Source organism: Erythrobacter sp. W36 (assembly GCF_057364935.1).
Genome location: NZ_CP200281.1, coordinates 1,235,671 through 1,260,746, shown reverse-complemented (window position 1 = coordinate 1,260,746; position 25,076 = coordinate 1,235,671). Strand labels below are relative to the sequence as shown.

Genomic DNA, 25,076 nt, shown 5'->3' with positions numbered 1-25,076 from the left:
GCCCCACAAATGTGGAGCCTTTTAGTGGCGGACAGTCAGGGATTCGAACCCTGGAAGGGCTTGCACCCTTGCCGGTTTTCAAGACCGGTGCATTCGACCACTCTGCCAACTGTCCGCGCTGGGGACGCTCGCTAGCGACTGAATTCGCTGTTGTCACCCATAAAGGTCAGCCTAAAACGCAAATATGGCAAAAGGCACTCATGATTACGCGGCTGACCCGCGCAATGACACCATACTGATCAACGTCAACGGGGCGCTCGTCCGGCGAGCAGAGGCCAGCGTTTCCGTGTTCGACAGCGGATTTATGCTGGGCGACGGCGTGTGGGAGGGGCTGCGCGTTCACAAGGGCAAGGTCGCGTTTCTTAAAGCGCATCTTGACCGTCTGTTTGAGGGGGCAAAGGCAATTGCTATGGACATTGGCCTGTCGCGAGAGGAACTGACAGAGCGGCTTTATGAAACCATCACCGGCAATGCGATGGAGGGCGAAGAAGGCGTGCACATTCGCCTGATGGTGACGCGCGGCATTCGCTCAACGCCCTATCAAGACCCGCGCGTTGTCATCTCGCCTGCCACTATAGTAATTATCCCTGAATATAAGACGGCGCTGCCCAGCACGATTGAGGACGGCATTCGGTTGTTCACCGTGCATGTGCGGCGCGGCGACCCGGCGGTTCAGGATCAGAAACTGAATTCGCATTCAAAGCTCAATTGCATCACCGCCTGTATCCAGGCGACGCAGGCGGGCGCGGACGAGGCGTTGATGCTCGATCCGCATGGCTTTGTCGCGACCTGCAATTCGACGCATTTCTTCATCGTTCGCGGCGGCGAGGTTTGGACCTCCAGCGGGGATTACTGCCTCGGCGGGATCACTCGGTCCAACGTCATCCAGATATGCCGGGAGCAGGGCATCCCGGTGTTTGAGAAGAACTTCTCGCTCACCGATGTCTACGGCGCGGATGAGGCGTTCGTCACCGGAACCTTTGCTGGCGTTGTCCCGGCCACCGAGGTGGATGGCCGGGTGCTGACGCAGGGGAGGGGCCTGATGGTTGAACGCTTGCAAGGTCACTACCGCGAATTGATCGACCGGGATGTCGCGCAATGACAGCGCCAATCCGCATCGCAATGTGGAGCGGGCCGCGCAATATCTCTACCGCCATGATGCGCAGCTTTGGAGCGCGCGCCGACTGCGCGGTCAGTGATGAGCCCTTTTATGGCGCGTTCCTAAAGCACAGCGGTGAACCCCATCCCATGGCGGAGGAGACGATCGCCGACATGGATTGCGACTGGCACAGCGTGCTGGCGGCGCAATCTGGCCCTGTACCGGGCAGCACGGCTGTCTGGTATCAGAAGCATATGCCGCACCACATGATTGGCGGCGTGGATATTCGCGATATGCCGGATCACACCCACGCATTTCTAATCCGCGCGCCAGAGCGCGTGGTGGCGAGTTACCGCGCCAAGAATGAGCTGAGACGCCCGGAAATGCTGGGGTTTGCGCAGCTGCGCGAATATTTCGATATCGAGGCCGATCGCAGTGGGACAGCGCCCGTGGTGGTGGATTCCGATGCGATTTTGCGTGACCCGCCAAAGGTGCTCGCGGGCCTGTGCGCTGCTTTGGGGATTGCTTGGGATCAGGCCATGCTCACATGGCAAAAGGGACCGCTGCCTGAGGATGGCGTGTGGGGCGCGCATTGGTATGACAAGGTCAACGCCTCGACCGGCTTTGGTCCAGCGCCCGGCCCATTGCCAGAGCTGGAGGGGGAATATCGCAAAGTCGCCGATGCCTGCCGCGAAGATTACGAATATCTCGCAAGCCACGCCTTAAATGCCGGTTGACACATTTTTTCGTGAAGTCTGTCGATTAGATCGCATTCGATAATTGGCAATTCATGTTGGCTGTGAGAATAACTTGGTTATGGCTTTGAACAAACTCGCAATCACCGCTGCCGCTCTCATGGGGGCCCTCGGCACCTCTTCGGCGCCCACTCCAGCAATCGCTCAGCAGAACAGCTCTGCGACGCAATCGTTTGGGGCCTATATGGAAACGCTGAAAGCGCGCGCGCGGGCCGAAGGTGTCAGCGAGGCGACGATCCGGCGCATGACGACCGATCTGACTCCGAACGACCGCGTGATCCGGCTTGATCGCGGACAACCGGGCAGCCCGACACGGCGCGGCTATCCCGCGCTTGCTCCCTACATCTCAAAGCACGTGAACCCGACCCGCATTGCCGCATGGGCGCCGAGTATTTGGCGAAAACCGCACAACCCTGCGCCGGATAGAGGCCGAATATGGCGTGCCAGCGCAAATCATGGTCGCGATTTTCGGGCATGAGACCAGTTATGGCCGGATCCGCGGCAATTTTGACCTGTCGCGCAGCCTCGCAACGCTCGCATGGGAGGGGCGCCGCCGCGAACTTTTCTCTGGCGAATGGGTCGCGCTGATGAAGGTCGCGGATAAAGGCTATTCGCGTCAGCAATTGGTTGGCAGCTATGCCGGGGCCTTTGGCAATCCGCAGTTCTTGCCCTCTGTTTATCTGCGTCTGGCCGAGGACGGCGACGGCGATGGCCGGGCGAACATCTTCTCCAACCGCGCGGATACATTTGCCTCGATTGCGAACTATTTCAAAGACGCCGGTTGGCGCACTGGCCAGCCATGGGGCGTGCGTGCGCGCGTGCCGAGTGGTTTCAACGTCGATGCCTATAAGACGAAGCTGCGCGCGCCGGTGTGCCCGCGTGTCCATGAACGCCACAGCCAGTGGAAGACCGTGCGCGAATGGCGCGAGCTTGGTGTTCAACCGCAGCGCCCGCTGGCGGATGATACGCTCGCCTCGCTGTTCCAGCCCGATGGCCCGGGGCGGCCCGCATGGCTGCTCACCAGCAATTACCGCGTGATCCTGGAGTACAATTGCTCCAATTATTACGCGATGAGCGTTGGGCTGCTGGCTGACGAGATCGTGAACTAAACCGCGCGGCGTCTCGCCAAGGCGAAAGGCTGTGGTTATAGCTGAGCTGGTGAGTGTCAGCGTCTCAAATTTGCAAACTAAAGCCCGGATCGCGGCGGCTTTTATAGCCGTGCTATGCGCCCCGAGCGTTGCGTCTGGGCAAAGCGGGCTTTTGCCTGCGGTTCCGACCGACAGCGAAGCGCCAATTGCACTATTGGTGGATGTCACCAGCGGGCAAGTCCTGCATGCACGCGAGGAAAACCGCCGTTTTGTGCCCGCCTCCATGACGAAGGCGATGACGACCTTTCTCGCTTTTGAACTGATGGAAGAAGGCGTGCTCCAGCCCGCTGAAGTTTTCACCATTCGCCCCGAGACTTGGCGCGAGTGGAACGGCAAGGGTTCGACCATGTGGCTCCCCGCCGATGCGCGCATTCGGGTTGATGAATTGCTGACCGGGATCACGACCGTCTCGGCCAATGATGGCTCAATCGTTTTGGCAGAGGGGCATGCTGGATCGGTTGCCGCGTGGACGGCGCTGATGAATGAAAAGGCGCTGTCGATTGGAATGACGAACAGCCGCTTTGGCACGCCCAATGGCTGGCCGGATGAGGGCAAGACCTTTACGACAGCGCGAGATCTGGTGACACTGGGCGCGGCGCTGACATCGAAGCATCCGCAGAAATACACGCGCTTCATCGGGCGCGGTCAGTTTACTTATAACGGCATCACGCAAAGCAATCGCGATCCTTTGGTCGGATCGTTTGAGGGCGGGGACGGGATCAAAACCGGCTACACTAACGAATCCGGCTTTGGCTTTCTCGGCACGGCGCAACGCGACGGCCAGCGGCTCGTGATGGTGATTGGCGGGGTCAGCAGCCAAAGCGCGCGGGCGCGGCTAGCCAAAAGCTATCTCGAATGGGGATTTTCTGCGTTTGACAGCCGCCGCGTTGTTGGCGGCGATAAGCAAGTTGGATTTGCGCGGGTGCAAAATGGCACAGGTCGGCGGGTCGCTCTGGTCACAGACGGTCCAGTGTTCGTGAATGTGCCGAAGGGGCAATCGCCTGAGGTTTCAGTGGCGATCACTTATGATGGCCCTCTGCGCGCGCCGATTGCTGCCGGTGAACAGGTCGCCAGCCTGCAGATATCAGTCGAGGGTATGGAACCTGCGAATGTCCCATTGCTTGCAAAAGAGGACGTAGGCGAGGCTGGCGTGTTTGACCGGCTGATCAATGGCCTGACCGGGTGGTTGCCATGAGCGGGGGCGCTCGAAATGGCCGTTTTATCGCCTTTGAAGGCGGTGAAGGGGCGGGCAAATCAACTCAGGCCCGAATGCTGGCCGGGACGCTAGAAGCGCGCGGGATTGAGGCGGTCCTAACCCGTGAACCGGGCGGTACGCCAGGCGCGGAAGCGATCCGTAATTTGCTGCTTGATCCTCCCGGGGAGGGTTGGGGCGCAGAGGCCGAGGCGTTGTTGTTCGCCGCCGCCCGCGCCGACCATGTCGCCCGCGTCATCCGCCCGGCGGTAGAGCGCGGCGCATGGGTGATCTGCGACCGATTTGTCGATTCAAGCCGCGCCTATCAGGGCGGGGCAGGGCATGTCGGCGATGAGGCGGTGCAAGCACTCCACCAGATCGGCAGCGGCGGCCTGCGACCGGATCTCACCATCCTCGTGGAAATAGATGAGGCGCGCATGTTGGAACGCTTGGCCGAGCGGGACGGCGATGCCAGCGACGCGATTGGCGGACGCAGCCGCGACTATCACCGCGCCGTTGCGGACGCGTTTCGCGCTCTCGCAGCGGGCGACCCTTCCGGCATTGCAGTGATCGACGGCGGCGGCTCACCTGAGGCAGTCCAAACCCGTGTTCTCGCGGCTCTTCAGCCATTGCTGAGCGCTTCCGCATGAATTGGCCCAATCACGATGGCCCGTGGCGGCAATGGCGCGATGCCTTGACCAGCGAGCGGATGCACCATGGTTGGCTGCTCGCGGGCAAAAGCGGGCTTGGCAAACATGATTTCGCATTGGCCGCCGCGCGCGAGCTCGTTGATGAGCGCGGCGTGCCGCAACCTGCTGGCGAGCATCCCGATATCATCACGCTCACGCATTTGCCCAAGGACGATAAGGAAGAGAAGAAGCGCGAAGAGGGCAAGCCCTACCAAACCAAGCGCAATATCTCCGTGGCGCAGATCCGCGCGATGCAAAAGCGTCTGAACACTCGGCCAACCCTGGGTTCGCGGCGCGCCATCATTGTCGATCCGGCGGATGATATGGAGACCTCAGCCTCCAACGCTCTGCTCAAAAGCCTCGAAGAACCGCCGCAGGGCACGTTTTTCCTGCTGGTCACACACCGTCCATCGCGGCTTTTGCCGACCATCCGCTCGCGCTGCCGCATCATGCGCTTTCCTGTGCTGGACGCGCGTCAGCTGGAGGAGATGCTAAGCGAGCAATCGGGCGAGACCAATCCGGCGGCACTGGAGGCGGCGCGGCTAGCGAGCGGCGGGTCTTACGGCGCGGCTTTGCGCTTTATGAATCAAGACCTCGCGCCGATCGCGGCTAGCATTGGCGGTTTGCTGCGCGAAGGCGACCCGCAGTTTACGGGGCGGGGAGAGCTTGCCCGCTTGATCGGCGGCCGCCCAGACCGCGAACGATTGCAAGCGGTGCTCGAATTGGCTCAGGCCATCACCGCACAAGCCGCACGCACTGCCGATCCGGCTCAGCGCATGGCTCTGATCGATGCGCATGGAGAGCTTGTTGCGCTTGCGGGCCAGGCGCCGACCTTCAACTATGACGCCGGCCTGCTGGCGATGGAGATCGGAACCTTGCTTGTCTCCGCCTCTAGCGCTAGCGCACGGCCCAATGTCTGAGCCTCAAAACACCGATCCGTTCTACGTCACCACCGCGATCAGCTATCCCAATGGGCGGCCGCATATTGGCCATGCCTATGAGGCGATTGCCGCCGATGTGATCGCCCGTTTCCAGCGCCTGCAGGGGCGCGATGTGCGGTTCCAAACCGGCACGGACGAGCATGGCCTCAAAATGGCGCGCAAGGCCGAGGAGCAAGGCCGCACCGCGCGCGAGTTGGCGGATGAAATGTCCGGCTATTTCCAAGACATGTGCGACGCGCTGAATGTGAAATATGACCGCTTTATCCGCACGGTTGAAGACGATCATCACCGCGCGAGCCAAGCCATTTGGCAGGCGATGGAGGCCAAGGGCGACCTTTACCTCGATCGCTACGAAGGTTGGTATTCGGTCCGCGACGAGGCCTATTACGATGAAGACGAGCTGAAAGAGGGCGAGGGCGGGGAAAAGCTTTCACCGCAAGATACGCCTGTCGAATGGACCGTTGAGGAAAGCTGGTTTTTCCGCCTGTCGAAATATCAGGACCAACTGCTCGATCTGCTGCGCACGCCGGGCTTTCTCGAGCCTGCGAGCCGCCGCAATGAAATGATCGCCTTTGTCGAGGGCGACCTGCGCGATCTCTCGGTCAGCCGCACCAGTTTTGATTGGGGTGTGAAGGTGCCCGGTTCAGACAATCACGTCATGTACGTCTGGGTTGATGCGCTCACCAACTATCTCACCGGGCTCGGCTATCCGGACAAGACCGGCGATTATGCGAAATACTGGCCCGCCGATCTGCACTTGATCGGCAAAGATATCGTCCGCTTCCACACCATCTATTGGCCTGCGTTCTTGATGAGCGCGGACCTGCCGACGCCTAAGCGGGTATTCGGCCACGGATTCTTGCTCGCTCGCGGCGGCGAGAAGATGAGCAAGAGTGCCGGGAATGTCGTCGATCCAATTGAATTGGCAGAGACTTTTGGTGTGGAGCCGCTGCGTTATTTCCTGTTGCGCGAGGTCGCCTTTGGCCAGGACGGCAGCTACTCGCCTGAGGCAATTGTGAACCGCGCCAATGCGGAACTCGCCAATTCCTTCGGCAATCTGGCGCAGCGCACTTTGTCGATGATTGCCAAGAATATGGATGGTGTGCTGGAGGATTTCGAGCGAACCGAAGTTGATATGAAGCTGCTGGAAACGGTGCGGCACCATTGCGGCCTTAATCTGCCTCTCAATTTTGAAAAACTCGCCTTCTCTGTTGGTTTGGAGGAATGGATCAAGGCCGTTTATGCGTGCAACCAATATATTGATGAGCAGGCACCATGGACGCTCAAGAAGACCGATCCAGATCGCATGAAAGCGGTTCTGCTTACGATTTTCATGGCGTTGCGCGATCTCGCAATCGCGGTTCAGCCTGTTGTGCCTGAAAAGGCTGGAGTACTGCTCGATCAGCTTGGCATTCCTGAGAACGAACGCGATTTTTCTCGTTTTCAAGACGGCGGGGACTGGTTCTATGGACTTGTCGAAAGCGGTTTCGTAGTCGGCAAGCCCACGCCGATCTTCCCGCGGCTCGAACTGCCAGAGGGCGAGGGGGCGAATAATGCTCGTCGATAGCCATTGTCACCTTGAATATAAGGGCGTGATTGAGGATCAGCAGGGCGTGCTGGAGCGTGCGCGCGGCGCCGGAATTGGCGCTTTTCTCAACATTTCGACCAAGAAAAGCGAATGGGATCAGGTGGTTGGCACCGCCAATCGTGAGGCAGATGTGTTTGCCAGTGTCGGTATCCACCCGCACGAGGCAGATAAGCACGCTGATCTAACTCGAGCAGAATTGCTCGCGGCGACGGACAATCCTAATGTCATTGGCATTGGTGAAACCGGCCTCGATTATTATTACGAGCATTCCGACAGAGAGACGCAAAAGCGCCTGTTCCGCATGCATATTGATGTCGCGCGCGAGGTTCAGCTGCCGGTGATTATTCACACGCGCGATGCAGAAGAAGACACGCTGGAAATCCTCACGGACGAGATGGAGAAGGGCGCGTTTCCGGCGCTAATCCACTGCTTCACGGCCTCGGCTGAGTTTGGACAGAAAGTGCTCGATCTGGGCCTGTCGATCTCGATCTCTGGCATCGTAACATTCAAGAACGCCAAAGACTTACAGGCCGTGGTTAAGGATGTGCCGTCGGACCGCTTGCTGGTTGAAACAGACAGTCCGTTCCTTGCTCCGGTGCCGCATCGCGGGCATCCATGCGAGCCAGCCTTTGTCGCTGACACGGCGCAGTTTATGGCGGAGCTGAGAGGTCAAGAACTCTCAGAACTGGCGGCGCAAACCACCGCGAATTTCAAACAATTGTTCAGCAAGGCGGCGCTGTGAAGGTCATCATGCTCGGATCGGGCACCTCGACAGGGGTCCCGCGAATTGGCGATGATTGGGGCGATTGCGACCCGAATGAGCCGAAAAACCGCCGCACCCGCGTTTCGATTGTGGTTGAGAGCAATGATGGATCGCGCGTGCTGGTCGACACTTCGACTGATTTGCGCGCGCAATTGCTGGCGAACAAGATTGGCAAGGTTGATGCGGTGTTCTGGACCCATGATCACGCCGATCATTGCCATGGGATCGATGACCTGCGCGTGATGCGTTATGGCCGAGCCGCGCCGATACCGGGCTTTGCCGGTGAGGACACCGCGCGGCGGCTGCGCCAACGTTTCGGCTATGTGTTCGCTGGGCAAGAAGGTTATCCGACCATCGCCAAGCTGGAAACGCTCGATACCATCCGGATGGCCGCGGGTTTCGGCGTAGAGTGGTGCCAGATGGAGCACGGACCTGGCGAGACGACCGGTTACCGGTTCGAAGCGGACGGCAAATCAATCGCTTACGCAACAGACTTTAGCGCGATTTCGGAAGAGATGGTTGAGCTCTATGAGGACGTCGATATCCTGGTGAGCGATTGTTTGCGGCGTGATCCGCATCCAACGCACGCCAATCTCGCCATGGCTTTGGAGCTGGCCGAACGTTGCGGCGCCAAGAAATTGGTGCTGAGTCATCTGGATAAGAGCATGGATTATCAGACGCTGGTAGATGAGACGCCGGATCACGTGGTGGTCGGCTATGATGGATTGGAGCTTGTCGCATGACTGAGATGGCGGTTTTGCAGATCGTCTTGGCGATCGGTTGGCTGGTTTTGGTTGGCAGCGCTTATGCGTCTTACCAAAAAGACTGGGGTAAGACCGCGCAACAGGCTCTAACTTGGGTTGCGATCTTTGGCGGAGCCTTTCTGTTGGTAAGCCTGATCTGAGGCTGAGGGGCATCATAGGCCACTGGCGCACTGTCAGCTATTTAACATAATATATATTATCAATCTTACATTACAGAACTGCGGGTCCCATGAGCGATACTCCCCCATCCAGCCAAATTAATCGATTGCTCGGTATTATGGCGCGGTTGCGCGATCCAGAGACTGGCTGTGAATGGGATGTCGCGCAGGACTTCAAGACAATCGCGCCGTACACAATCGAAGAAGCCTACGAAGTTGCCGATGCGATTGAGCGCGCGGATATGGATGACCTGCGCGGTGAACTAGGCGATCTGCTGCTGCAGGTCGTGTTTCATGCGCGCATGGCCGAGGAAGAAGGCGAATTCGCCTTTGAGGACGTTGCCCGGTCAATTTCAGACAAGATGGAGGCCCGCCATCCGCATATCTTTGGCGGCGAAGACGGAACCATGGGTGAAACCCGCTGGGAGAACCTGAAAGAAGCCGAACGCAGCGAAAAAGGCGAAACGAGCGCGATGGACGGCGTTGCCTTGGCGCTGCCAGCGCTGATGCGGGCGCAAAAGCTGCAAAAGCGCGCCGCGCGAACGGGGTTCGACTGGCCGGACACCGCAGGACCAGCGGCAAAAATAACCGAAGAGATGCAGGAGCTTGAGGCGGCATCCTCTGATATTCACAAGGCTGAGGAAGCGGGCGATCTGCTGTTTGCGGCGGTGAATTACGTCCGCGCGCATGGGATCAGCGCCGAGGATGCTTTGCGAGCGGCCAATGCCAAGTTTGAGCGGCGGTTTCGCAGCATGGAGGCGCTGAGCGAAGGCGCTTTCGCCGATCTATCGCTCGATGAGCAAGAACAGCTGTGGCAGCAGGTAAAACGAAACGAAAAGCCTGATTAAACGGCGTTAAAGCGTCTCATATTGCCCCAATTCCTTGGGATTGAGCCGCACGGTTAGCGCTCTTAAAGGGCCGGTGTCCCCTTCCCCAGCGTCGCTTTCATCCACCACATCGCCGTGGGCATGCAGCCATGCGATCCATGCGGCCGTCGCTGGCGGGCAGTGTTACGGTGATCACTTGGGCCTTCGATGTCAGCAAATCGGCAACCACGGTGAGAAGCTCGTCGATGCCTTCGCCGCTAATCGCTGAAATCACGGAGCAATCATCATGCGCCTCGGCCGCTGTGCGCAGCTCCTCGGCGCGCTCAGGCTCTGCGAGATCAATCTTGTTCCAAACCTCAAGGATCGGAATATCGCTCGCGCCTGTGGTCGGCTCAACCACTCCGAGCTCGCCGAGCACGTCCATAACCTGCTTCTTTTGGGCTTGATGAGCCGGATTGGCCATGTCGCGCACATGCAGGATGATGTCCGCGCCAGTGACCTCTTCCAAGGTGGCGCGGAATGCCGCGACCAACTGTGTCGGCAGGTCAGAGATGAAACCAACAGTGTCGGACAAGATTGCCTTTTCAACGCCGGGCATGCTGATCGCGCGCATCGTCGGGTCGAGCGTGGCAAACAGCAGGTCTTCCGCCATCACCTCTGCGCCCGTCAAGCGGTTGAAAAGTGTGGATTTCCCCGCGTTCGTATAGCCGACCAGCGCGATGATGGGCCACGGCGCCCTTCCCCGCCGGTCGCGGTGCAATTGCCGGGTCTTGCGCACATGCTCCAGCTCGCGGCGCAATCGGCCCATGCGCTGGCGGATCATCCGCCTGTCGGCCTCAATCTGGGTCTCACCTGGGCCGCCGAGGAAGCCGAAGCCGCCGCGTTGCCGTTCTAAGTGGGTCCAGCTGCGCACCAGGCGGCTCTGCTGATAGTCCAAATGGGCAAGCTCAACCTGCAAACGACCTTCCGCTGTCGCCGCGCGCTCACCAAAAATTTCCAGGATCAGGCCGGTGCGGTCGATCACCTTGCGCTTGAGCCGATCCTCAAGATTGCGCTGCTGGATCGGCGTCAGCGCGCCATCGACCACCACCAATTCCGCCTCATGCAGTTCGCACCAGGCGGCGATATTCTGCACCTGTCCCGAGCCAAACAATGTGTTCGGCTGCATCTGGCGAATGGGCAGAATCTCGGAATGCGCGATGACCACGCCAATCGCGAGCGCGAGGCCCTGCGCCTCTTCGAGCCGTTCCGGCGCGTCGAGATCGTATTTGAGCGTGCGGATATCCGGGCACAGCACAAGGGCCCGCGCCCCGCGAGTTACCTCGTCCTGTAGGTCGTCATCAAAACTCAGCTGCCGAACTCTTCGCCATCATCACTGAGATCAACCGGCCCGGCGGGCTGAATGGTCGAAACAGCGTGCTTATACGCCAATTGCACAGCGCCATCACGCTCCAGCAGCATGCAGAACAGATCGTAAGACGCGATGCGGCCTTGCAACATCACGCCGTTGACGAGGAACATTGTGACCTGCACCTCGGCCTCGCTCACGCGGCTAAGGAAGATATCCTGCAGCAGTCGCTGACGCTTATTGCTTAGCGCGGATCTGAAACTGATCGGCGTCCATATCCTGGCCCGGCATGATCGTAGAGATCGCGTGCTTATAGACCAATTGCGATTGGCCATCGCGGCGCAGCAGGATCGAGAAATTGTCAAACCACGTGATGATTCCTTGCAGTTTCACGCCTTTGACGAGAAACATCGTCACAGGAATCTTGTTCTTGCGCAGCATGTTAAGGAACACATCTTGCAAATTGGCTTGCTTGCCATCTTTTGCAGCTGCTTTGCCTTCTGGCTCAGCCGGTTCGCTGCGGGGGCGCGGGGAGAGAGTTCGCCCGTCGGACATTTTCATGCTCCTATTGTTTTTGGCGGCCGGTTTGTGCGGTCCGCAATCTGGCCGAGGGATAGCCCACCCATCCTTCATGCCGTTTCGCCCATAACATGGCGATTGCTTTGCCTTGGGGCAATGGCTGAGTTTTATGCAAGCTTCGTGTTAATCGGCGCGAGTGGCCGGTTGGACGAAAAACTTGAAGCCCGCGCTAGCCTTTGCGCGCAGTTTCGCGCCGTTCGGCCATGCCGAGCAGCTTGAGCTTACGGTGCAAGGCGGAGCGTTCCATCCCGATGAAAGTGGCGGTTTTGGAGATATTTCCGGAGAAACGGCGGATCTGGATGGTCAGGTACTCGCGTTCAAAGCTCTCACGCGCCTCGCGCAGTGGGACTCCCATCATGGCGGAGAAGCCTTGACCGGAAGCAGAAAGCTTTCCTCCCGTGATTTCTGAGGGAAGCATCTCGGTTTCGACCACCGTCAGCTTTTCGCGCGGGGTCATGATGATGGTGCGCTCCACAACATTGCGCAATTGGCGAACATTGCCGGGCCAATCATAGGCCTGCAGTGCGCCCATTGCCTCCTCAGAGATTTGTGGCGGCGCGATCCCTTGATCGGTCGAGTAACGCGTGAAGAAATGCTCCGCGAGCGCGGGTATGTCGTCGCGCCGCTCGGCCAATGACGGAATGGTGATCGGCACCACGTTGAGGCGATAAAACAGATCTTCGCGGAAGCGTTTTTCCTCCATTTCAAGTGCTAGGTCGCGCGAGCTGGCGGACACCACGCGGACATCGACGCCGATCTGGCGTGTGCCCCCTACCCTCACGAAGCTTTGTTCGGTGAGGACCCGCAAAATGCGCGCCTGGGTCGACATCGGCATGTCGGCGATCTCATCGAGGAACAAGGTCCCGCCATCGGCTAGCTCTAGCAGGCCAGGTTGAACCAGCTTGCCGTTCGTCTCCTCGCCAAACAGCTCGCGCTCAAAGCGTTCTGACGTGATCCGTGCGGAATTGACCGTGACAAAGGCGCTCTCTGCGCGCGGACTCCAGGAATGAAGCAAGCGCGCGGCGACCTCTTTGCCCGCCCCCGCCGGGCCGGAAATCAGCACCCTGCTGCCAGTGTTAGCAACCCGTTTGAGGGTCGCGCGAACGGTGTTGATGGCGGAGGAATTGCCGGTGAATTCAGCGCCTTCCACTGTGCCCTCGCGCAGCCGCGAGTTTTCACGGCGCAGACGCTCTGTTTCGGTGGCGCGTTCGACCAGCAGCAGCAAACGCTCAGCCTCAAACGGCTTCTCAATAAAGTCCATCGCCCCGCGGCTGACCGCAGACACAGCGGTGTCGATATTGCCGTGGCCAGAGAAGATGATGACCGGCAGGTCCGGCTCGCGCAGTTTGATTGCATCGAGCAGTTCCAGCCCGTCCATCTCGCTGCCGTGCAGCCAGACGTCGAGCAAAATCAGGCTTGGGCGGCGTTCATCAATCGCGGCCAGCGCGCCGGTGCTATCGGCGGCGGTTCGGCATTCATAGCCTTCATCGCCGAGCACTCCGGCGACCAGCTCACGGATATCACGTTCATCATCGACAACCAGGATTTCAATAGCCATTTTTGGCTTCTCCCTGAGGCATTTTTGGGGGCATTGGGGGGAATAGTGTTTGGGTGAATTTCAACGGCATCATGCAGGCTCGCTTTCGGTCACTTGCGGATCGCGGGCAAAGCGCAATTGCACGCGGGTGCCGCCGCTGGGGGCGGATGCAAAGCTCATATCGCCGCCGTGCTCATCGACGATCTTATTGACGATCGCGAGGCCGAGACCGGTGCCCTTCTCTCGGGTCGTCATATAGGGTTCGGTGATCCGTTCGCGCTCTTGTGGCAGGCCAATCCCGTTGTCCTCAACCGAGATCGTGAATGTCGTTTCATCGCTGGCCATTTCGACTGTGACCTGACCTTGGAAATCAGGCCCCGCATCGGCCCGGCGCGATTCCACCGCTTCTACCGCATTCTTGAGGATATTGGTCATGGCCTGGCCAACCTGATGCCGGTCACAGCTCAGCGTCTTGTGCAAGATATCCTCGCGCATCAGCTGATCATAGTTGAGCTGGAAGTTAACCCATGGGTGGGCGACATCCTGCAAAAACAGCGACTGGCGAACCAGATCGAGAGCGTCTTCATTGCGAAACACCGGCTTGGGTAGGCGCGCAAAGGAAGAAAACTCATCGACCATTTTGCGTAGGTCGCCGACTTGGCGCACGATTGTGCTGGTCAGCTCGTCGAACAGTTCGCCATCGGTCTCAATCTGCTTGCGATACCGACGTTTGAGCCGCTCGGTCGCGAGCTGAATTGGGGTGAGCGGGTTCTTGATCTCGTGCGCAATGCGGCGCGCAACATCGGACCAGGCGGCCTGACGCTGGTCGAGCAATTGGCGCGTGATGTCCTCAAAGGTGATCACATGGCCGCGCATCCCAGGCGCAATCTTAACCGCGAGTGTCAGCAGCTCTGATCCTTTGGCATGGGTCACAAGGCCGCGTTCTTTGCCTTCTTTCAGGATCGCACAAATCTCTGGCGACAAATCCGACATTGAGCTGCCGGTCAAATCCGTGTCGGTGTCATCAGCGAGCAGCGCTTGGGCGGAATTGTTCATCAGCATCACACGGCTCTCATCGTCGACGGATATGACGCCCGCGCTGACCGATTCCAGCACCGCTTCTGTGAACATCCGCCGATCATCGATCTGGCGGTTGGCGTTCATCAGATCATCGGTTTGCTTTTCCAGCTGCGATGTCATGCGGTTGAACGCGCGGTTGAGCAGTCCGATCTCATCCGCACCGGTACGCCCTTCCACCCTAAGCGCGAAGTTGCCCTGCCCCACTTTGCGCGCGGCTCCGACCAGATCGGTGAGTGGTTCAACCTGACGGTCGGCAAACCGCAGAGCGAACCAAATGGCGAGACCCACCAGCAGCAGGCTGACCACCACCAGCGCGAGGTTAAACCGCAATTGCAGGGTGCGCGCATCGGCCGTTAGCGCATTATAGCTGGCGGCAACAGATTGCGCCTTTTCCCAGTAAACAAAGGAATCTTCTTCGGGTGTCCTTGCATTGTAGAGGTAGATTCCGCTCTCACGGTCAATCGGTGCGAGCGCCACAATCCGTTCAGGACTGCCCTGAACAACAACGAATTCGCCCGCGTCTAGCCTCGGGAGCGCGCCCTGACTGAAAGCGAGCGGACTGTTGTCCTCCGTCAAGTTCATGATGGCGGCAGTTCTCAGCGTGTTGTCATCGAGCCGCTGGAGCACTGCGCTTTCAGAGATCTCGCGGGCCTGCGCCTGATAAGCATAGCGGTCGGCAAAGCCCTCATCGGCAATAGAAATGCGCTCCAGAATGAAGCGCATATCGCTGGCCATGGTGATGGTTTCTTCCTCCACATCGCGCTGGTTTTGATCGTAATAATTCTGCGCCAGCTCATTGGCATTGCGCATCAACCCTCTGGAATCGTCGCTTACCCAGAAATCGACGCCCGATTGGAATAGGAATGCGGCAAAACCCGATACGAGCAGCGTCGGGATCGCGGCAATGATTGAGAAGAAAAACACCAAGCGCACGTGCAGGCGAGCGGTGCTGCCAGCTGCGCGCCTCAACGCGAGCCGCCGACCGATGAGGACGAGCAAAGCCATCGCCGGAACCAAAGTTGCCATCAGCAGCAGCGAAACCTGCAAGCTGGGCAGCAATTCGTCTTCTTGCGGCGCAGCGGAATAGGCGAACCAGGTGGCCCACAGGGCAACGATGAGAGTGATTGCTGAGAGCGCTTCGAGCCAGGCGAACATGTTGGCGCGCCGCGAACGAACGATGAGCCGCCGCCACCAGCGCGGTGAGCGCTGAGTTGATGTTGCTATCGCCGTATCCATCGTTGCGAGTTTACAACGCCAGTGTTGCTCAATTGCAAGACTAAACTGTGGCGATTGCGTTAAAGCGGTCTTGTGAAGCGGTCAGGCTCGATCTCAAGATCGCCAATGCGCTTGCGCAAAGTGTTGCGATTGATCCCCAGCAGCTTGGATGCGCGCAGCTGATTGCCGCCTGTTTCGGCCAGTGCGTGTTCGATCAACGGCTTTTCAAAAGCGGCCAAAGCGCTGTGGTAAAGCGCGCCGTTTTGCGGATTGTTCTCTGCCAGCCATTGGTCGAGCGCACCGGCAAAACCGCTCGGTGCGCCCTCGCCGCCAGGCTGCGTTTCCGCACCGATAATGTCGGACATGCTCGCGCTATCGATCAAATCATCACGCGCCATTAGCGCCAGACGATAAACGACATTGCGCAGCTCGCGGACATTACCGCGCCAATTGCGCGCCTCCAGCATTTCGACCGCCTCTGGCGCCAATTGTCGGCGAGGCAGGCCATCTTCCGCCGCCTGAGCGAGGAAGTGCTGTGACAAGACTTCAATGTCCTCACGCCGCTCACGCAAGGGCGGCAGCTCAATCGGAACGACGTTGAGGCGGTAGAACAAGTCTTCGCGGAAGTTCCCCGCAGCGATCATCGGGGCAAGGTCGCGGTTGGTCGCCGCGATAATGCGCACATCGACAGCGATTTCCTGCCGCCCGCCAACGCGGCGGATCTGGCCCGATTGCAGCGCGCGCAGCAGACGGGTTTGCGCCTCTGCGGGCATGTCGCCAATTTCGTCGAGGAACAGGGTACCGCCATTCGCCTGCTCAAACTTACCAATGGCCTGAGCGATCGCGCCGGTAAACGCGCCCTTTTCGTGCCCGAACAGCTCGCTTTCGATGAGGTCAGCTGGGATCGCGCCCGCGTTTACCGCCACGAAAGGCCCGGTACGGCGCGAGCCGAGCTCGTGGATCGCCTCTGCGACCAATTCCTTGCCTGTTCCGCTTTCGCCGGTGACCAACACGGTGAGATCATTACGCAGGACGCGCGTGATCATCCGGTAGACGCCCTGCATGGCCTGGCTGCGCCCGACCAGAGGCATGCCGTCGCCTTCCATCTCCGGCGCGGCGGCGGTCTTGCTGCGTTGGCCAGCGGCCTGACGCACGGCCTGGACCAGCTCGTCGAGGTCAAATGGTTTGGGGAAGTATTCAAACGCCTCGCTGTCGCTAGCGCGCACGGCGGTATCAAGGGTGTTTTGCGCTGAAAGGACGATGACCGGCATATCAGGGGCACGTGATTTGACCTCGTGCATGGAGGCAAGCCCGTCGCCATCCTCCAGCATCACATCGGTGCACATCACGAGGTATTCGCCTGCATCGAGCAGCCGGTTTCGGTCCGCAATGCTGGCACAGCGATCGATCTGAAAGCCCTCGTCTTCGAGCGCGGCGATAATCACGGTGGCGATTGCGCCATCATCTTCGACAAGCAAGATTCTGCCGCTCATGTCGCCGCTCCCTTCGCGCCAGGCTTGGCTTGGCGTAGGTGCATGCGGAAATGCGTGAGGCCAGCGCGGGTGTCACGCTCGTGGCCAATCCGGCCCTGCATATCGCGCACCAGCTTGCGCACGAGCGCGAGGCCCAGCCCCTGGCCCGATTTCTTGGACGACACGAACGGCTCAAACACATGATCGCGCAGCGCCTCTTCGATCCCCAGCCCGCTGTCGCTGACCGTAATCTCAATCGGCAGGCGGACCGCGCGGCCCATGCGGATGGCGTTGAAGGCGAGCCCACTCACAAACCGAGTTTGCACAATTATTCGAGGGTTTTCATGATCCTGCGCGGCATCACGGGCATTGGATATGAGATTGATGAGGACTTGCTCCAGCGCATCCTGATTGGCCAATACCGGTGGCAGAGAAGGATCAAACTCCTCAATGATTTCCACTCCATTGCTGCCCGCGGCGCGTACGGTGGCGATGGCGGATCGGATCGCCTCATGCGGGTTGCAAGGCGCGACCGGGTCCGTTTGCTTGCTGCCCAATTGCTGCATCCGGTCGATCAAGCGCGCAATGCGGTCCACCTCGTCAGTGATCATCCGCGCGAGCGATTTGTCGGCGTGGGGCAATTTGCGCGCGGCGAGCTGACCTGCCCCGCGAATGGCGGCGAGCGGGTTCTTGATTTCATGCGCCAGGATCGCTGGTCCGCCGAGTGTCGCTTCGCTCTGCTCGTCGCGGCCAGTGTCATCACGCGCGCTTTCCGACAGGGTGATCACCCGCCATCCGGGGTGCTGTGTCAGCGGAGAAATCGTGAGGTTTACGCGCTTTTCCGCGCGGTTAACGCGCAAGGTCACATCGCGCGCAACCACCGCATCTTGCGACGTGCGAATATGGTTGAGGACGCGCGCATCGAGCAATTCAGCAACCTCGCGCACAGATTTGCCAATTAGTCGTTTCGCGCTTTGGCCCAGCAGGTTTTCCGCCGCGTGATTGGCCTCCGCAATGCGCGTGTCGGGATCGACCAGCACCACGGCAAAGATCAATCCGCCGATTTGCGAGGCAGCATCGGGCCTGTTGCTATGATCAGTGACGGGGTCTTTTGAAGGCCGCGTTTCGGCCATGCTCATGCCGCTCTGCGCCGCAGGAATGGCTCATAAAAACGCTCAATCTCGCCGAGCACTTGCTTGGGATCATCGATGAAATTGGCCTTGTTGCGGAACTCGGCCGAGCCATGCATTCCTTTGGTGTACCAACCAATATGTTTGCGCGCGACTTTGCTGCCGACCTCGCTGCCATAATGGTCGAGCATGCGTTCATAATGCTCAACAAGTGTCTCATATTGCTCGTCAAAGCTGGGGCTTTCGAGCGCCTCGCCGGTTTTCCACCAATGCATGACTTGGCCCAGCAACCACGGCTTTCCGTAAGCGCCGCGGCCAATCATCAGGCCGTCTGCGCCCGATTGCTCAAGCGCGGTCGCAGCATCATTGATGGTGCAAATGTCGCCATTGACGATGACCGGAAGGGAGACCGCCTCTTTCACCTTGCGGATGAAGGACCAATCGGCGTTGCCCTTATACATCTGATTGCGCGTGCGGCCGTGGACGGTGATCATCTTCACCCCGAGGTCCTCGGCAATGCGGGCCATTTCCGGGGCGTTGAGGCTGTCGTGATCCCAGCCCATCCGCATTTTCACGGTCACTGGCACGTCGACGGCTTTGACCGTCGCTTCCATCAGCTTGGTCGCCAGCGGCACTTCCCGCATCAGCGCGCTGCCCGCCATGCCATTGGTGACTTTGCGCACCGGGCAGCCGAAATTGATGTCGATGATCGCGGCGCCATTGTCTTCCTGCAACTTGGCCGCTTCGCCCATGCTGACGGGATCGCACCCAACCAACTGCATCGACACGGGTTCCTCGATGGGGTGCCATTCCGCCTTTTGCACAGATTGCCGAGTTTCGCGGATGGCCGCTTGGCTTGCGATCATCTCGGTCACATTGAGGCCAGAGCCATAGCGGCGCACAAGAGTGCGGAACGGCATGTCCGTTACGCCCGTCATCGGGGCGAGAACCACAGGATCGTCGATCTGGACAGGGCCGATCTGGATGGGCTTAAGGGCCGGAGGAGTTGGAAGCGCGGTCATATTCGTAATTGTGCCTAAAATTTGGGCAGCGCATAGTGGATTGCGCAAATTCCGTCCAGACCTTAAGCGCGCTGGACCGTATGAGTGATGAACCCGCCCTCCCCCAATTCGCTGCGATTGTTGTTGCTGCTGGCAAGGGCCTGCGCGCGGGCGGCGAATTGCCGAAGCAGTTTCGCACGTTTCGCGGAAAACCGCTGATCCGGCACTCGGTAGAGGTTTTAGCCGCCGCCGGAGCTGACCCGATTGTGGTGGTCCTGGCCGAGGGGACGCGTGAACTGGCCGAAGCAGCACTCGCTGGGATCGGCGGGATTGAATTTGTCGGCGGCGGCGCAACTCGGCAGGAATCGGTCGCCAATGGGCTCGAAGCGTTGGTCTCTCATTCTCCGAAAACTGTGCTGATCCATGATGCTGCGCGCCCTGATCTGCCGAACGAGGTGATCCGCCGCCTGCTAAAGGCGCTGCAAACCCATCCTGGCGCTATTCCGGCGCTGCCCGTGGTCGACAGCCTCGCTGTGGCGCGCGATGGCGATGTCATGGCGGGCAAGGCGGACCGTGAGGCTTTGCGCCGGGTGCAAACCCCTCAGGCGTTCCGCTACGCTGATATCCTCGCCGCGCACCGCGCATGGGATGGCGCAAAAGACGCTGGCGATGATGCGCAGGTGTTGACCGAGAACGGCGGCAGCATTGCCCTTGTCCAAGGCGACGAGCGCCTCAAAAAGATTACATTCGCAGAGGATTTCATGACCGCACATTCAGCGCCATTCAGGGTAGGTCAGGGTTTTGACGTCCATCGTCTGGTCGAAGGCGAGGAATTATGGCTGTGCGGCGTGCAAATACCCCATGACAAAGGTCTATCCGGCCACAGCGACGCCGATGTCGCTTTGCATGCGATCACCGATGCGGTGCTTGGCGCGATTGGCGACGGGGATATCGGCACACATTTCCCGCCCAGCGACCAGCAATGGGCCTAGCGCGCGCTCTGCGCAATTTCTGGAGCATGCGGTCAAATTGGCGGGCGAAGCGGGCTTTGCCCTCGGCAATATCGACCTCACCCTCATTTGCGAGGCGCCCAAGATCGGCCCCCACCGCGACGCCATGCGCACGGCGGTGGGCGCGATGACGGGTCTGGAAGAAAACGCCATTAGTATCAAAGCAACCACGACCGAGAGGCTGGGCTTTACCGGTCGCGGCGAAGGTATCGCGGCGCAGGCTATCATCAGCCTGTATGCCAGCGCTTAGAAGGACAGATATATGAAACGCACATTCACCAAAGCGGCCGCATTTGCACTGGCCAGCGGGGCATTGATGCAGGCTCAGGTTGTGCAAGCTCAGGCCGCCTGCGTCGATCAAGCGGACCTCAGCGATGCGGCAATTTATGCGATGCCGCTGGTCAGTCAGGCGCTCGACCTGACCTGCGCAAACGAACTGTCGCCCGATGGTTTCTGGGCGACCGAGGGCGCAGCCTTCACGGCGAAGTTCGCTGGTCTGCAAGAAAGCAGCTGGCCCGGCATGTCGCGCATGTTCGGTGTGTTCATGGACAAGACGATGGCCAAAGAGGGCGGCGAAGCCAATCCGTTGGCTGGGTTGCTCAACCCTGGCGACCCAGAGAGTATGAGCGTTTTTCGGCCCTTGATCGATGCTGTCCTTGTTGAACAGATTGCGGGATCAATCAAACCGGCGGACTGCACGAAGGTAGAGCGCGGCATGGCTCTGGTTGCGCCTTTGCCGCCGGAGAACATTGGCGGTCTGGTGAGCTTCATTGCTGATATGGCTGACGTTAAAGACCCCGAAGTCTGCCCATTTACGGGTGACGAATGACTGGTAGCCTGCTGCCCGATGATATCACCGCGCTGGCTCAGCGCGTTGTCGATGAGAATAAGGCCGCTGGCCGTGTGCTCTCGCTCGCCGAAAGCTGCACCGGCGGGCTGGTGGCGGCGGCGCTGACCGAGATCCCGGGCTCGTCTGCGGTGCTGGATCGCGGGTTTGTGACCTATTCGAACGAGGCCAAGATGGAATCGCTCGATGTGGCGCGGGACATTATCGAGACCTTCGGCGCGGTTTCCATCGCCTGCGTCTGGGCGATGGCTCAGGGTGCGCTCAAGAATTCCAATGCGGACTGCGCAGTCGCGATCAGCGGCGTTGCCGACCCCGGCGGCGGCACTCAGCTAAAGCCGGTCGGTACGGTCGTGTTCGCGCGCGCAATCCGCAATTCGGATGGCGAGCCAGAGGGCGAGCTAAAGCACTTTGATGTGAAAGATCGCGCCGCGATCCGCCATCAGGCGGCGCTGGTCGCGCTCGAGCTGCTGCTGCCGTAGAGCGCGGCTGCGCGCTGTTCAAAAGCCTCCACCATACGCCGAAACGCGCGGTCAAAGTACTGTCCAGCTATCGCTTCGAACATGCGGTTTTTAAAGGTGAAATCGACTGAGAAGTCGATCTCGCAACCGCCATCATCCAGCGCGCGAAAAGTCCAGGTGTTGTCGAGGTCTTTGAGCGGGCCATCCATGTAATGCACATCGATCAACTTCGCGCGCTCCTTGTGAACGCGTGAGGTAAAGCTTTCCCTCAGGCTCTTAAAACCCACCACCATATCGGCGACCATTTCGGTCTCGCTGTCAGAGCGCACCCTCGTGGCGATTACCCAGGGCAGAAACTCGCGATATCGGCCCACATCTGCGACCAGATCGAACATCTGCTCCGCGCTGTATGGCAATCTGCGAGTTTCGCGAATTCCCGGCATCAGATTTTGAGCGTATCCGCTTGGCGTTTGGCCTGCTTTGCGAACTTTGCCGCCCTCGCCGCTTTCATCTCGGCAAAATCCTCGCCTGCGTGATAGCTGGAGCGGGTCAGCGGGGTCGATGCGACCTGCAAGAAGCCTTTGGCCCGGGCGATTGAGCCATAAGCTCCAAACGCCTTGGGCGTGACGAACTCCTCAACCGCGGCATGTTTCGGCGTGGGTTGAAGATATTGGCCCATGGTCATGAAATCCACATCCGCGCTGCGCATGTCGTCCATCACTTGGTGGACCTCAAGGCGTTGTTCACCCAGCCCCAGCATGATGCCGGACTTGGTGAAGATCATCGGATCGTGGGATTTGACCTCTTCAAGCAGGCGCAGCGAAGCGTAATAGCGCGCGCCAGGGCGAATGGTTGGGTAAAGGCGCGGCACAGTCTCTAGGTTGTGGTTGTAAACATCTGGGCCAGCAGCACAAATTGCCTCCACCGCGGGGCGCATCTTACCGCGAAAATCAGGGGTGAGGATCTCAATCGTGGTGTCCGGCGTGGTCCGGCGCAGGGCCTCAATCACCTTCACAAACTGCGATGCGCCGCCATCGGGCAGATCGTCGCGGTCGACGCTGGTGATGACAATATGCTCCAGCCCCATCTTCGCCGCTGCAATCGCGGTGTGCTCTGGCTCCAGCGGGTCAACCGCGCGCGGCATCCCGGTTTTGACGTTGCAGAACGCGCAGGCCCGCGTGCACACATCGCCCAAAATCATGACGGTCGCGTGCTTCTTGCTCCAGCATTCTCCGATATTCGGGCACGCCGCCTCTTCACACACTGTGTTAAGGTTGAGCTCGCGCATCATGCGGCGCGTTTCCTGATATCCCTCGCTCACAGGCGCGCGAACGCGGATCCAATCCGGTTTGCGCTGGCGCGGCGGGCGTTCTGGGGTCTTGCCAGGGGTGTTCGCTAGGTCGTTCATGCCTGCCCACTTAGGCAATGCCTTGCTGCTTCGCAATGGCCCGAAATGCCTGTGTATGGCCGATGCAACGTGGCTTGTGAGAATTGCATCTCCCCACTAGGCCGTAGCGTCATGGATGCAGCCACTCTTCAGACGTTCACCTCGCCCGTGGTGCTGTTCTTTGTGCTCGGGCTGCTTGCGGCCTTTGCGCGTTCCGATCTCGCCATTCCAGAGGCGATTGCGAAGGGCATGTCGCTGTATTTGATGGCGGCGATTGGCCTGAAGGGCGGCGTTGCCGTTTCCAAATCGGGGATCGATTCGACCGTCTTGATTGCCTTGGCGCTGGGGATAGCGGCCAGTTTCCTGATGCCTTTCATCGCCAATATTGCGCTCAAAGGCTTTGCAAAGCTTGACCGGATCAATGCCGGCGCGGTCGCGGCGCACTATGGCTCGGTCAGCGTGGTCACCTTTGTGACAGCGGTTGAGATATTTGAGGCGCAGGGCAAGCCACCGGGCGGCTATATGGTCGCTGTGATGGCCGCGATGGAAACACCCGCGATCCTAACCGGACTGCTGTTGGCACGCGGCTTGGGCTCGAAAGACGGGCAGAAAACCGGCGATCTGCTGCATGAGGTGTTTTTCAACGCCTCGGTCGTCTTGCTGCTGGGCGCCTTCGCTATTGGCATGATTTCCGGCGCAAAGGGATTTGGCGAGGTCGCGCCGTTCTTTGAAGCTGGGTTTAAGGGCGTGCTGTGCCTGTTCCTGCTCGATATGGGCCTGATCGCAGCGCGGCGGATGATGGATGCCCGCGCGATCACTTGGAGGCTCGTGGTGATCGCGATTGGCCTGCCGCTGCTCAACGGCTCGATTGGTACCGCAGCGGCCGCCGCCTGCGGGCTTGATGTCGGTTCTGCCGCGGCGCTCGGCGTGCTGTGTGCCAGCGCCAGCTATATCGCCGTACCAGCCGCCATGCGGCTCGCTCTGCCAGAGGCGGATCCGGGGATTTACCTCACCATGTCGCTGTCGATCACCTTCCCGTTCAACATCCTGATCAATATCGGCTTGATTAGCATGCTGGCGAGCGCTCTAACGGGCGATCCGGGCAGCGTAGGAGCAATTCCATGATTGAAACCGTCATTCGCAAGCGGATTGAGATCCTCACCGATACCGCGCTGGTCAAACGCGTCACCGATGCTGTCGATAAGGCGGGCATCACCGGTTGGACTGTTGTCCCAGTCAGCTCTGGCAAAGGCCGCGATGGGCGTTGGCGCGAAGAGCGGGTGATGGGCACGGACAAGGTATTTGTCCTGACAATCGCCGCAGAGGATAAGGCGCAAGTTCTTGCCGAAGACCTCGCCCCCGAACTCACCAAATATGGCTTCATCCTATCGATGTGGGATGTGGAGGTTATTCGCGGCGAGCGCTTTTAATGCCTGAGTTTGCTGAACTGCTGGAAGGCTATAAGCGCTTTCGCCAAGACGTTTACCCGGCCAAGCGTGCGCGCTTTGACGAGCTGGTCGCTGATGGACAGCATCCAAAACTGATGATCATCGGTTGCAGCGACAGCCGAGTGGACCCAGCGCAGATTTTCGACGTCGACCCCGGCGATATCTTCGTGGTGCGCAATGTGGCGGCGCTGGTTCCTCCGTTTGAGACAGCCCCCGGCCACCACGGCGTCTCCGCTGCGGTCGAGTTTGCGGTGCAGATGCTGGAGGTCAAACAGATCGTGGTGATGGGCCACGGCATGTGCGGCGGCTGTAAAGCGGCGCTGACGGGTGATTTGGACGGCGAAAACCCCGGCGCTGGCGGGTTTATTGCGGATTGGATCCGTCTGCTTGATCCGGTGCGCCAGCCGGTTGTGCACGAGCACGGGACGACCGGACGCGATGCAGAGCGGGCGATGGAGCTCGCTGCGGTAAAGCTCAGCCTGGAAAATCTGCGCACCTTCCCATGGGTCCGCGAGAAGGAGCAATCCGGCGAGCTTAAGCTGCGCGGCGCGTTCTTTGCGATCACAGAAGGCGTGCTGAAAGTGCTGGACGAGGCGAGCGGGGAATTCTTGCCTGAGGAATAGGCGCTATTCCCATCGGG

General features: G+C 59.6%; 22 protein-coding genes, 1 tRNA gene and 4 pseudogenes. 17 read left to right on the top strand and 10 right to left on the bottom strand.

Features of this window, described 5'->3' with window-relative positions; all coding sequences use genetic code 11:
- Nucleotides 1-25: 25 nt before the first annotated feature.
- A tRNA-Ser gene (locus AC0V6U_RS06225) sits at nucleotides 26-115 on the bottom strand.
- A 69-nt stretch (nucleotides 116-184) separates the two neighbouring features.
- Here AC0V6U_RS06225 and AC0V6U_RS06220 point away from each other — a divergent pair.
- From AC0V6U_RS06220 to mazG, 11 genes and pseudogenes are all read left to right on the top strand, one after another.
- Entirely contained in the window at nucleotides 185-1,102 is a 918-nt protein-coding gene (locus tag AC0V6U_RS06220; protein WP_472645311.1) for an aminotransferase class IV, read from the top strand.
- Nucleotides 1,099-1,836: a sulfotransferase-like domain-containing protein gene (locus AC0V6U_RS06215; protein WP_472645310.1), complete on the top strand. Its 738-nt coding sequence runs from the start codon at nucleotides 1,099-1,101 to the stop codon at nucleotides 1,834-1,836. Before AC0V6U_RS06220 ends, AC0V6U_RS06215 begins: the two co-directional genes overlap by 4 nt.
- Nucleotides 1,837-1,915: 79 nt before the next feature.
- A pseudogene (locus AC0V6U_RS06210) lies at nucleotides 1,916-2,963 on the top strand (lytic murein transglycosylase).
- Between the two features lie 151 nt (nucleotides 2,964-3,114).
- The gene (locus AC0V6U_RS06205; protein ID WP_472645309.1) at nucleotides 3,115-4,197 is read left to right on the top strand and encodes a D-alanyl-D-alanine carboxypeptidase family protein; all 1,083 of its coding nucleotides are present in this window, start codon (nucleotides 3,115-3,117) and stop codon (nucleotides 4,195-4,197) included.
- Nucleotides 4,194-4,844: a dTMP kinase gene (gene tmk, locus AC0V6U_RS06200; RefSeq protein WP_472645308.1), complete on the top strand. Its 651-nt coding sequence runs from the start codon at nucleotides 4,194-4,196 to the stop codon at nucleotides 4,842-4,844. The genes AC0V6U_RS06205 and tmk overlap by 4 nt, the downstream gene beginning before the upstream one ends.
- Nucleotides 4,841-5,803 carry a DNA polymerase III subunit delta' gene (locus AC0V6U_RS06195; protein WP_472645307.1) on the top strand — a complete coding sequence of 321 codons (963 nt, stop codon included), beginning with the start codon at nucleotides 4,841-4,843 and terminating at the stop codon, nucleotides 5,801-5,803. Before tmk ends, AC0V6U_RS06195 begins: the two co-directional genes overlap by 4 nt.
- A complete protein-coding gene (gene metG / locus AC0V6U_RS06190; protein WP_472645306.1) occupies nucleotides 5,796-7,391 on the top strand; it encodes a methionine--tRNA ligase in 1,596 nt (531 codons plus the stop codon). Before AC0V6U_RS06195 ends, metG begins: the two co-directional genes overlap by 8 nt.
- Nucleotides 7,378-8,154, top strand: coding sequence for a TatD family hydrolase (locus AC0V6U_RS06185; RefSeq protein ID WP_472645305.1), 777 nt, complete (start codon nucleotides 7,378-7,380; stop codon nucleotides 8,152-8,154). Before metG ends, AC0V6U_RS06185 begins: the two co-directional genes overlap by 14 nt.
- Entirely contained in the window at nucleotides 8,151-8,918 is a 768-nt protein-coding gene (locus tag AC0V6U_RS06180) for an MBL fold metallo-hydrolase (RefSeq protein WP_472645304.1), read from the top strand. Before AC0V6U_RS06185 ends, AC0V6U_RS06180 begins: the two co-directional genes overlap by 4 nt.
- The gene (locus AC0V6U_RS06175) at nucleotides 8,915-9,079 is read left to right on the top strand and encodes a hypothetical protein (RefSeq protein WP_472645303.1); all 165 of its coding nucleotides are present in this window, start codon (nucleotides 8,915-8,917) and stop codon (nucleotides 9,077-9,079) included. The genes AC0V6U_RS06180 and AC0V6U_RS06175 overlap by 4 nt, the downstream gene beginning before the upstream one ends.
- Before the next feature lie 89 nt (nucleotides 9,080-9,168).
- Nucleotides 9,169-9,945 (top strand): nucleoside triphosphate pyrophosphohydrolase, encoded by a 777-nt coding sequence (gene mazG / locus AC0V6U_RS06170; protein ID WP_472645302.1) that lies wholly within the window; start codon nucleotides 9,169-9,171, stop codon nucleotides 9,943-9,945.
- 6 nt (nucleotides 9,946-9,951) lie between these two features.
- Here mazG and hflX read toward each other — a convergent pair.
- From hflX to dusB, 7 genes and pseudogenes are all read right to left on the bottom strand, one after another.
- A pseudogene (hflX, locus tag AC0V6U_RS06165) lies at nucleotides 9,952-11,275 on the bottom strand (GTPase HflX).
- A pseudogene (hfq, locus tag AC0V6U_RS06160) lies at nucleotides 11,272-11,827 on the bottom strand (RNA chaperone Hfq). Before hfq ends, hflX begins: the two co-directional pseudogenes overlap by 4 nt.
- A gap of 193 nt (nucleotides 11,828-12,020) precedes the next feature.
- The gene (gene ntrX, locus AC0V6U_RS06155) at nucleotides 12,021-13,409 is read right to left on the bottom strand and encodes a nitrogen assimilation response regulator NtrX (RefSeq protein WP_472645301.1); all 1,389 of its coding nucleotides are present in this window, start codon (nucleotides 13,407-13,409) and stop codon (nucleotides 12,021-12,023) included.
- Nucleotides 13,410-13,478: 69 nt separating this feature from the next.
- Nucleotides 13,479-15,623, bottom strand: a complete 2,145-nt coding sequence (locus AC0V6U_RS06150; protein ID WP_486169403.1) for a sensor histidine kinase — start codon at nucleotides 15,621-15,623, stop codon at nucleotides 13,479-13,481.
- Between the two features lie 140 nt (nucleotides 15,624-15,763).
- Nucleotides 15,764-17,176 (bottom strand): sigma-54-dependent transcriptional regulator, encoded by a 1,413-nt coding sequence (locus AC0V6U_RS06145; protein ID WP_472645299.1) that lies wholly within the window; start codon nucleotides 17,174-17,176, stop codon nucleotides 15,764-15,766.
- On the bottom strand, nucleotides 17,173-18,294 hold the full coding sequence (locus AC0V6U_RS06140; protein WP_472645298.1) for a two-component system sensor histidine kinase NtrB: 1,122 nt from the start codon (nucleotides 18,292-18,294) through the stop codon (nucleotides 17,173-17,175). Before AC0V6U_RS06140 ends, AC0V6U_RS06145 begins: the two co-directional genes overlap by 4 nt.
- Nucleotides 18,291-19,307 carry a tRNA dihydrouridine synthase DusB gene (dusB, locus tag AC0V6U_RS06135; RefSeq protein ID WP_472645297.1) on the bottom strand — a complete coding sequence of 339 codons (1,017 nt, stop codon included), beginning with the start codon at nucleotides 19,305-19,307 and terminating at the stop codon, nucleotides 18,291-18,293. Before dusB ends, AC0V6U_RS06140 begins: the two co-directional genes overlap by 4 nt.
- Nucleotides 19,308-19,387: 80 nt before the next feature.
- On the opposite strand from dusB, the pseudogene AC0V6U_RS06130 reads away from it, so the two are divergent.
- The 3 genes and pseudogenes from AC0V6U_RS06130 to AC0V6U_RS06120 all read left to right on the top strand — a co-directional run bounded on the left by AC0V6U_RS06130 (nucleotide 19,388) and on the right by AC0V6U_RS06120 (nucleotide 21,622).
- Nucleotides 19,388-20,546: pseudogene (locus tag AC0V6U_RS06130) on the top strand (bifunctional 2-C-methyl-D-erythritol 4-phosphate cytidylyltransferase/2-C-methyl-D-erythritol 2,4-cyclodiphosphate synthase).
- Nucleotides 20,547-20,558: 12 nt separating this feature from the next.
- The gene (locus AC0V6U_RS06125) at nucleotides 20,559-21,125 is read left to right on the top strand and encodes a hypothetical protein (RefSeq protein ID WP_472645296.1); all 567 of its coding nucleotides are present in this window, start codon (nucleotides 20,559-20,561) and stop codon (nucleotides 21,123-21,125) included.
- Nucleotides 21,122-21,622, top strand: coding sequence for a CinA family protein (locus AC0V6U_RS06120; RefSeq protein WP_472645295.1), 501 nt, complete (start codon nucleotides 21,122-21,124; stop codon nucleotides 21,620-21,622). The genes AC0V6U_RS06125 and AC0V6U_RS06120 overlap by 4 nt, the downstream gene beginning before the upstream one ends.
- Here AC0V6U_RS06120 and AC0V6U_RS06115 read toward each other — a convergent pair.
- Both AC0V6U_RS06115 and lipA read right to left on the bottom strand, forming a co-directional pair.
- Nucleotides 21,583-22,044, bottom strand: a complete 462-nt coding sequence (locus AC0V6U_RS06115) for a type II toxin-antitoxin system RatA family toxin (RefSeq protein ID WP_472645294.1) — start codon at nucleotides 22,042-22,044, stop codon at nucleotides 21,583-21,585. The genes AC0V6U_RS06120 and AC0V6U_RS06115 overlap by 40 nt on opposite strands.
- Complete coding sequence (lipA, locus tag AC0V6U_RS06110) at nucleotides 22,044-23,009, bottom strand: lipoyl synthase (RefSeq protein ID WP_472645293.1); 966 nt, start codon at nucleotides 23,007-23,009, stop codon at nucleotides 22,044-22,046. Before lipA ends, AC0V6U_RS06115 begins: the two co-directional genes overlap by 1 nt.
- Before the next feature lie 111 nt (nucleotides 23,010-23,120).
- Between lipA and AC0V6U_RS06105 the strand changes: the two genes are divergently transcribed.
- Genes AC0V6U_RS06105 through AC0V6U_RS06095 form a run of 3 tightly spaced genes read left to right on the top strand, consistent with a single transcriptional unit; the run spans nucleotide 23,121 to nucleotide 25,059 of the window.
- Nucleotides 23,121-24,113, top strand: coding sequence for a sodium-dependent bicarbonate transport family permease (locus AC0V6U_RS06105; protein WP_472645292.1), 993 nt, complete (start codon nucleotides 23,121-23,123; stop codon nucleotides 24,111-24,113).
- The gene (locus AC0V6U_RS06100; protein WP_472645291.1) at nucleotides 24,110-24,418 is read left to right on the top strand and encodes a P-II family nitrogen regulator; all 309 of its coding nucleotides are present in this window, start codon (nucleotides 24,110-24,112) and stop codon (nucleotides 24,416-24,418) included. The genes AC0V6U_RS06105 and AC0V6U_RS06100 overlap by 4 nt, the downstream gene beginning before the upstream one ends.
- Nucleotides 24,418-25,059 carry a carbonic anhydrase gene (locus AC0V6U_RS06095; RefSeq protein ID WP_472645290.1) on the top strand — a complete coding sequence of 214 codons (642 nt, stop codon included), beginning with the start codon at nucleotides 24,418-24,420 and terminating at the stop codon, nucleotides 25,057-25,059. Before AC0V6U_RS06100 ends, AC0V6U_RS06095 begins: the two co-directional genes overlap by 1 nt.
- Nucleotides 25,060-25,076 lie beyond the last annotated feature (17 nt).

Excerpts from the sequence above, each read along its gene's own strand:
- AC0V6U_RS06220 (WP_472645311.1), top strand. The coding sequence starts at position 185 with ATGGCAAAAGGCACTCATGATTACGCGGCTGACCCGCGCAATGACACC.
- AC0V6U_RS06215 (WP_472645310.1), top strand. The coding sequence starts at position 1,099 with ATGACAGCGCCAATCCGCATCGCAATGTGGAGCGGGCCGCGCAATATC.
- tmk (WP_472645308.1), top strand. The coding sequence starts at position 4,194 with ATGAGCGGGGGCGCTCGAAATGGCCGTTTTATCGCCTTTGAAGGCGGT.
- AC0V6U_RS06195 (WP_472645307.1), top strand. The coding sequence starts at position 4,841 with ATGAATTGGCCCAATCACGATGGCCCGTGGCGGCAATGGCGCGATGCC.
- metG (WP_472645306.1), top strand. The coding sequence starts at position 5,796 with ATGTCTGAGCCTCAAAACACCGATCCGTTCTACGTCACCACCGCGATC.
- AC0V6U_RS06185 (WP_472645305.1), top strand. The coding sequence starts at position 7,378 with ATGCTCGTCGATAGCCATTGTCACCTTGAATATAAGGGCGTGATTGAG.
- AC0V6U_RS06175 (WP_472645303.1), top strand. The coding sequence starts at position 8,915 with ATGACTGAGATGGCGGTTTTGCAGATCGTCTTGGCGATCGGTTGGCTG.
- mazG (WP_472645302.1), top strand. The coding sequence starts at position 9,169 with ATGAGCGATACTCCCCCATCCAGCCAAATTAATCGATTGCTCGGTATT.
- ntrX (WP_472645301.1), bottom strand. The coding sequence starts at position 13,409 with ATGGCTATTGAAATCCTGGTTGTCGATGATGAACGTGATATCCGTGAG.
- AC0V6U_RS06150 (WP_486169403.1), bottom strand. The coding sequence starts at position 15,623 with ATGTTCGCCTGGCTCGAAGCGCTCTCAGCAATCACTCTCATCGTTGCC.
- AC0V6U_RS06145 (WP_472645299.1), bottom strand. The coding sequence starts at position 17,176 with ATGAGCGGCAGAATCTTGCTTGTCGAAGATGATGGCGCAATCGCCACC.
- AC0V6U_RS06140 (WP_472645298.1), bottom strand. The coding sequence starts at position 18,294 with ATGAGCATGGCCGAAACGCGGCCTTCAAAAGACCCCGTCACTGATCAT.
- dusB (WP_472645297.1), bottom strand. The coding sequence starts at position 19,307 with ATGACCGCGCTTCCAACTCCTCCGGCCCTTAAGCCCATCCAGATCGGC.
- AC0V6U_RS06125 (WP_472645296.1), top strand. The coding sequence starts at position 20,559 with ATGAAACGCACATTCACCAAAGCGGCCGCATTTGCACTGGCCAGCGGG.
- AC0V6U_RS06120 (WP_472645295.1), top strand. The coding sequence starts at position 21,122 with ATGACTGGTAGCCTGCTGCCCGATGATATCACCGCGCTGGCTCAGCGC.
- AC0V6U_RS06115 (WP_472645294.1), bottom strand. The coding sequence starts at position 22,044 with ATGCCGGGAATTCGCGAAACTCGCAGATTGCCATACAGCGCGGAGCAG.
- lipA (WP_472645293.1), bottom strand. The coding sequence starts at position 23,009 with ATGAACGACCTAGCGAACACCCCTGGCAAGACCCCAGAACGCCCGCCG.
- AC0V6U_RS06105 (WP_472645292.1), top strand. The coding sequence starts at position 23,121 with ATGGATGCAGCCACTCTTCAGACGTTCACCTCGCCCGTGGTGCTGTTC.
- AC0V6U_RS06100 (WP_472645291.1), top strand. The coding sequence starts at position 24,110 with ATGATTGAAACCGTCATTCGCAAGCGGATTGAGATCCTCACCGATACC.
- AC0V6U_RS06095 (WP_472645290.1), top strand. The coding sequence starts at position 24,418 with ATGCCTGAGTTTGCTGAACTGCTGGAAGGCTATAAGCGCTTTCGCCAA.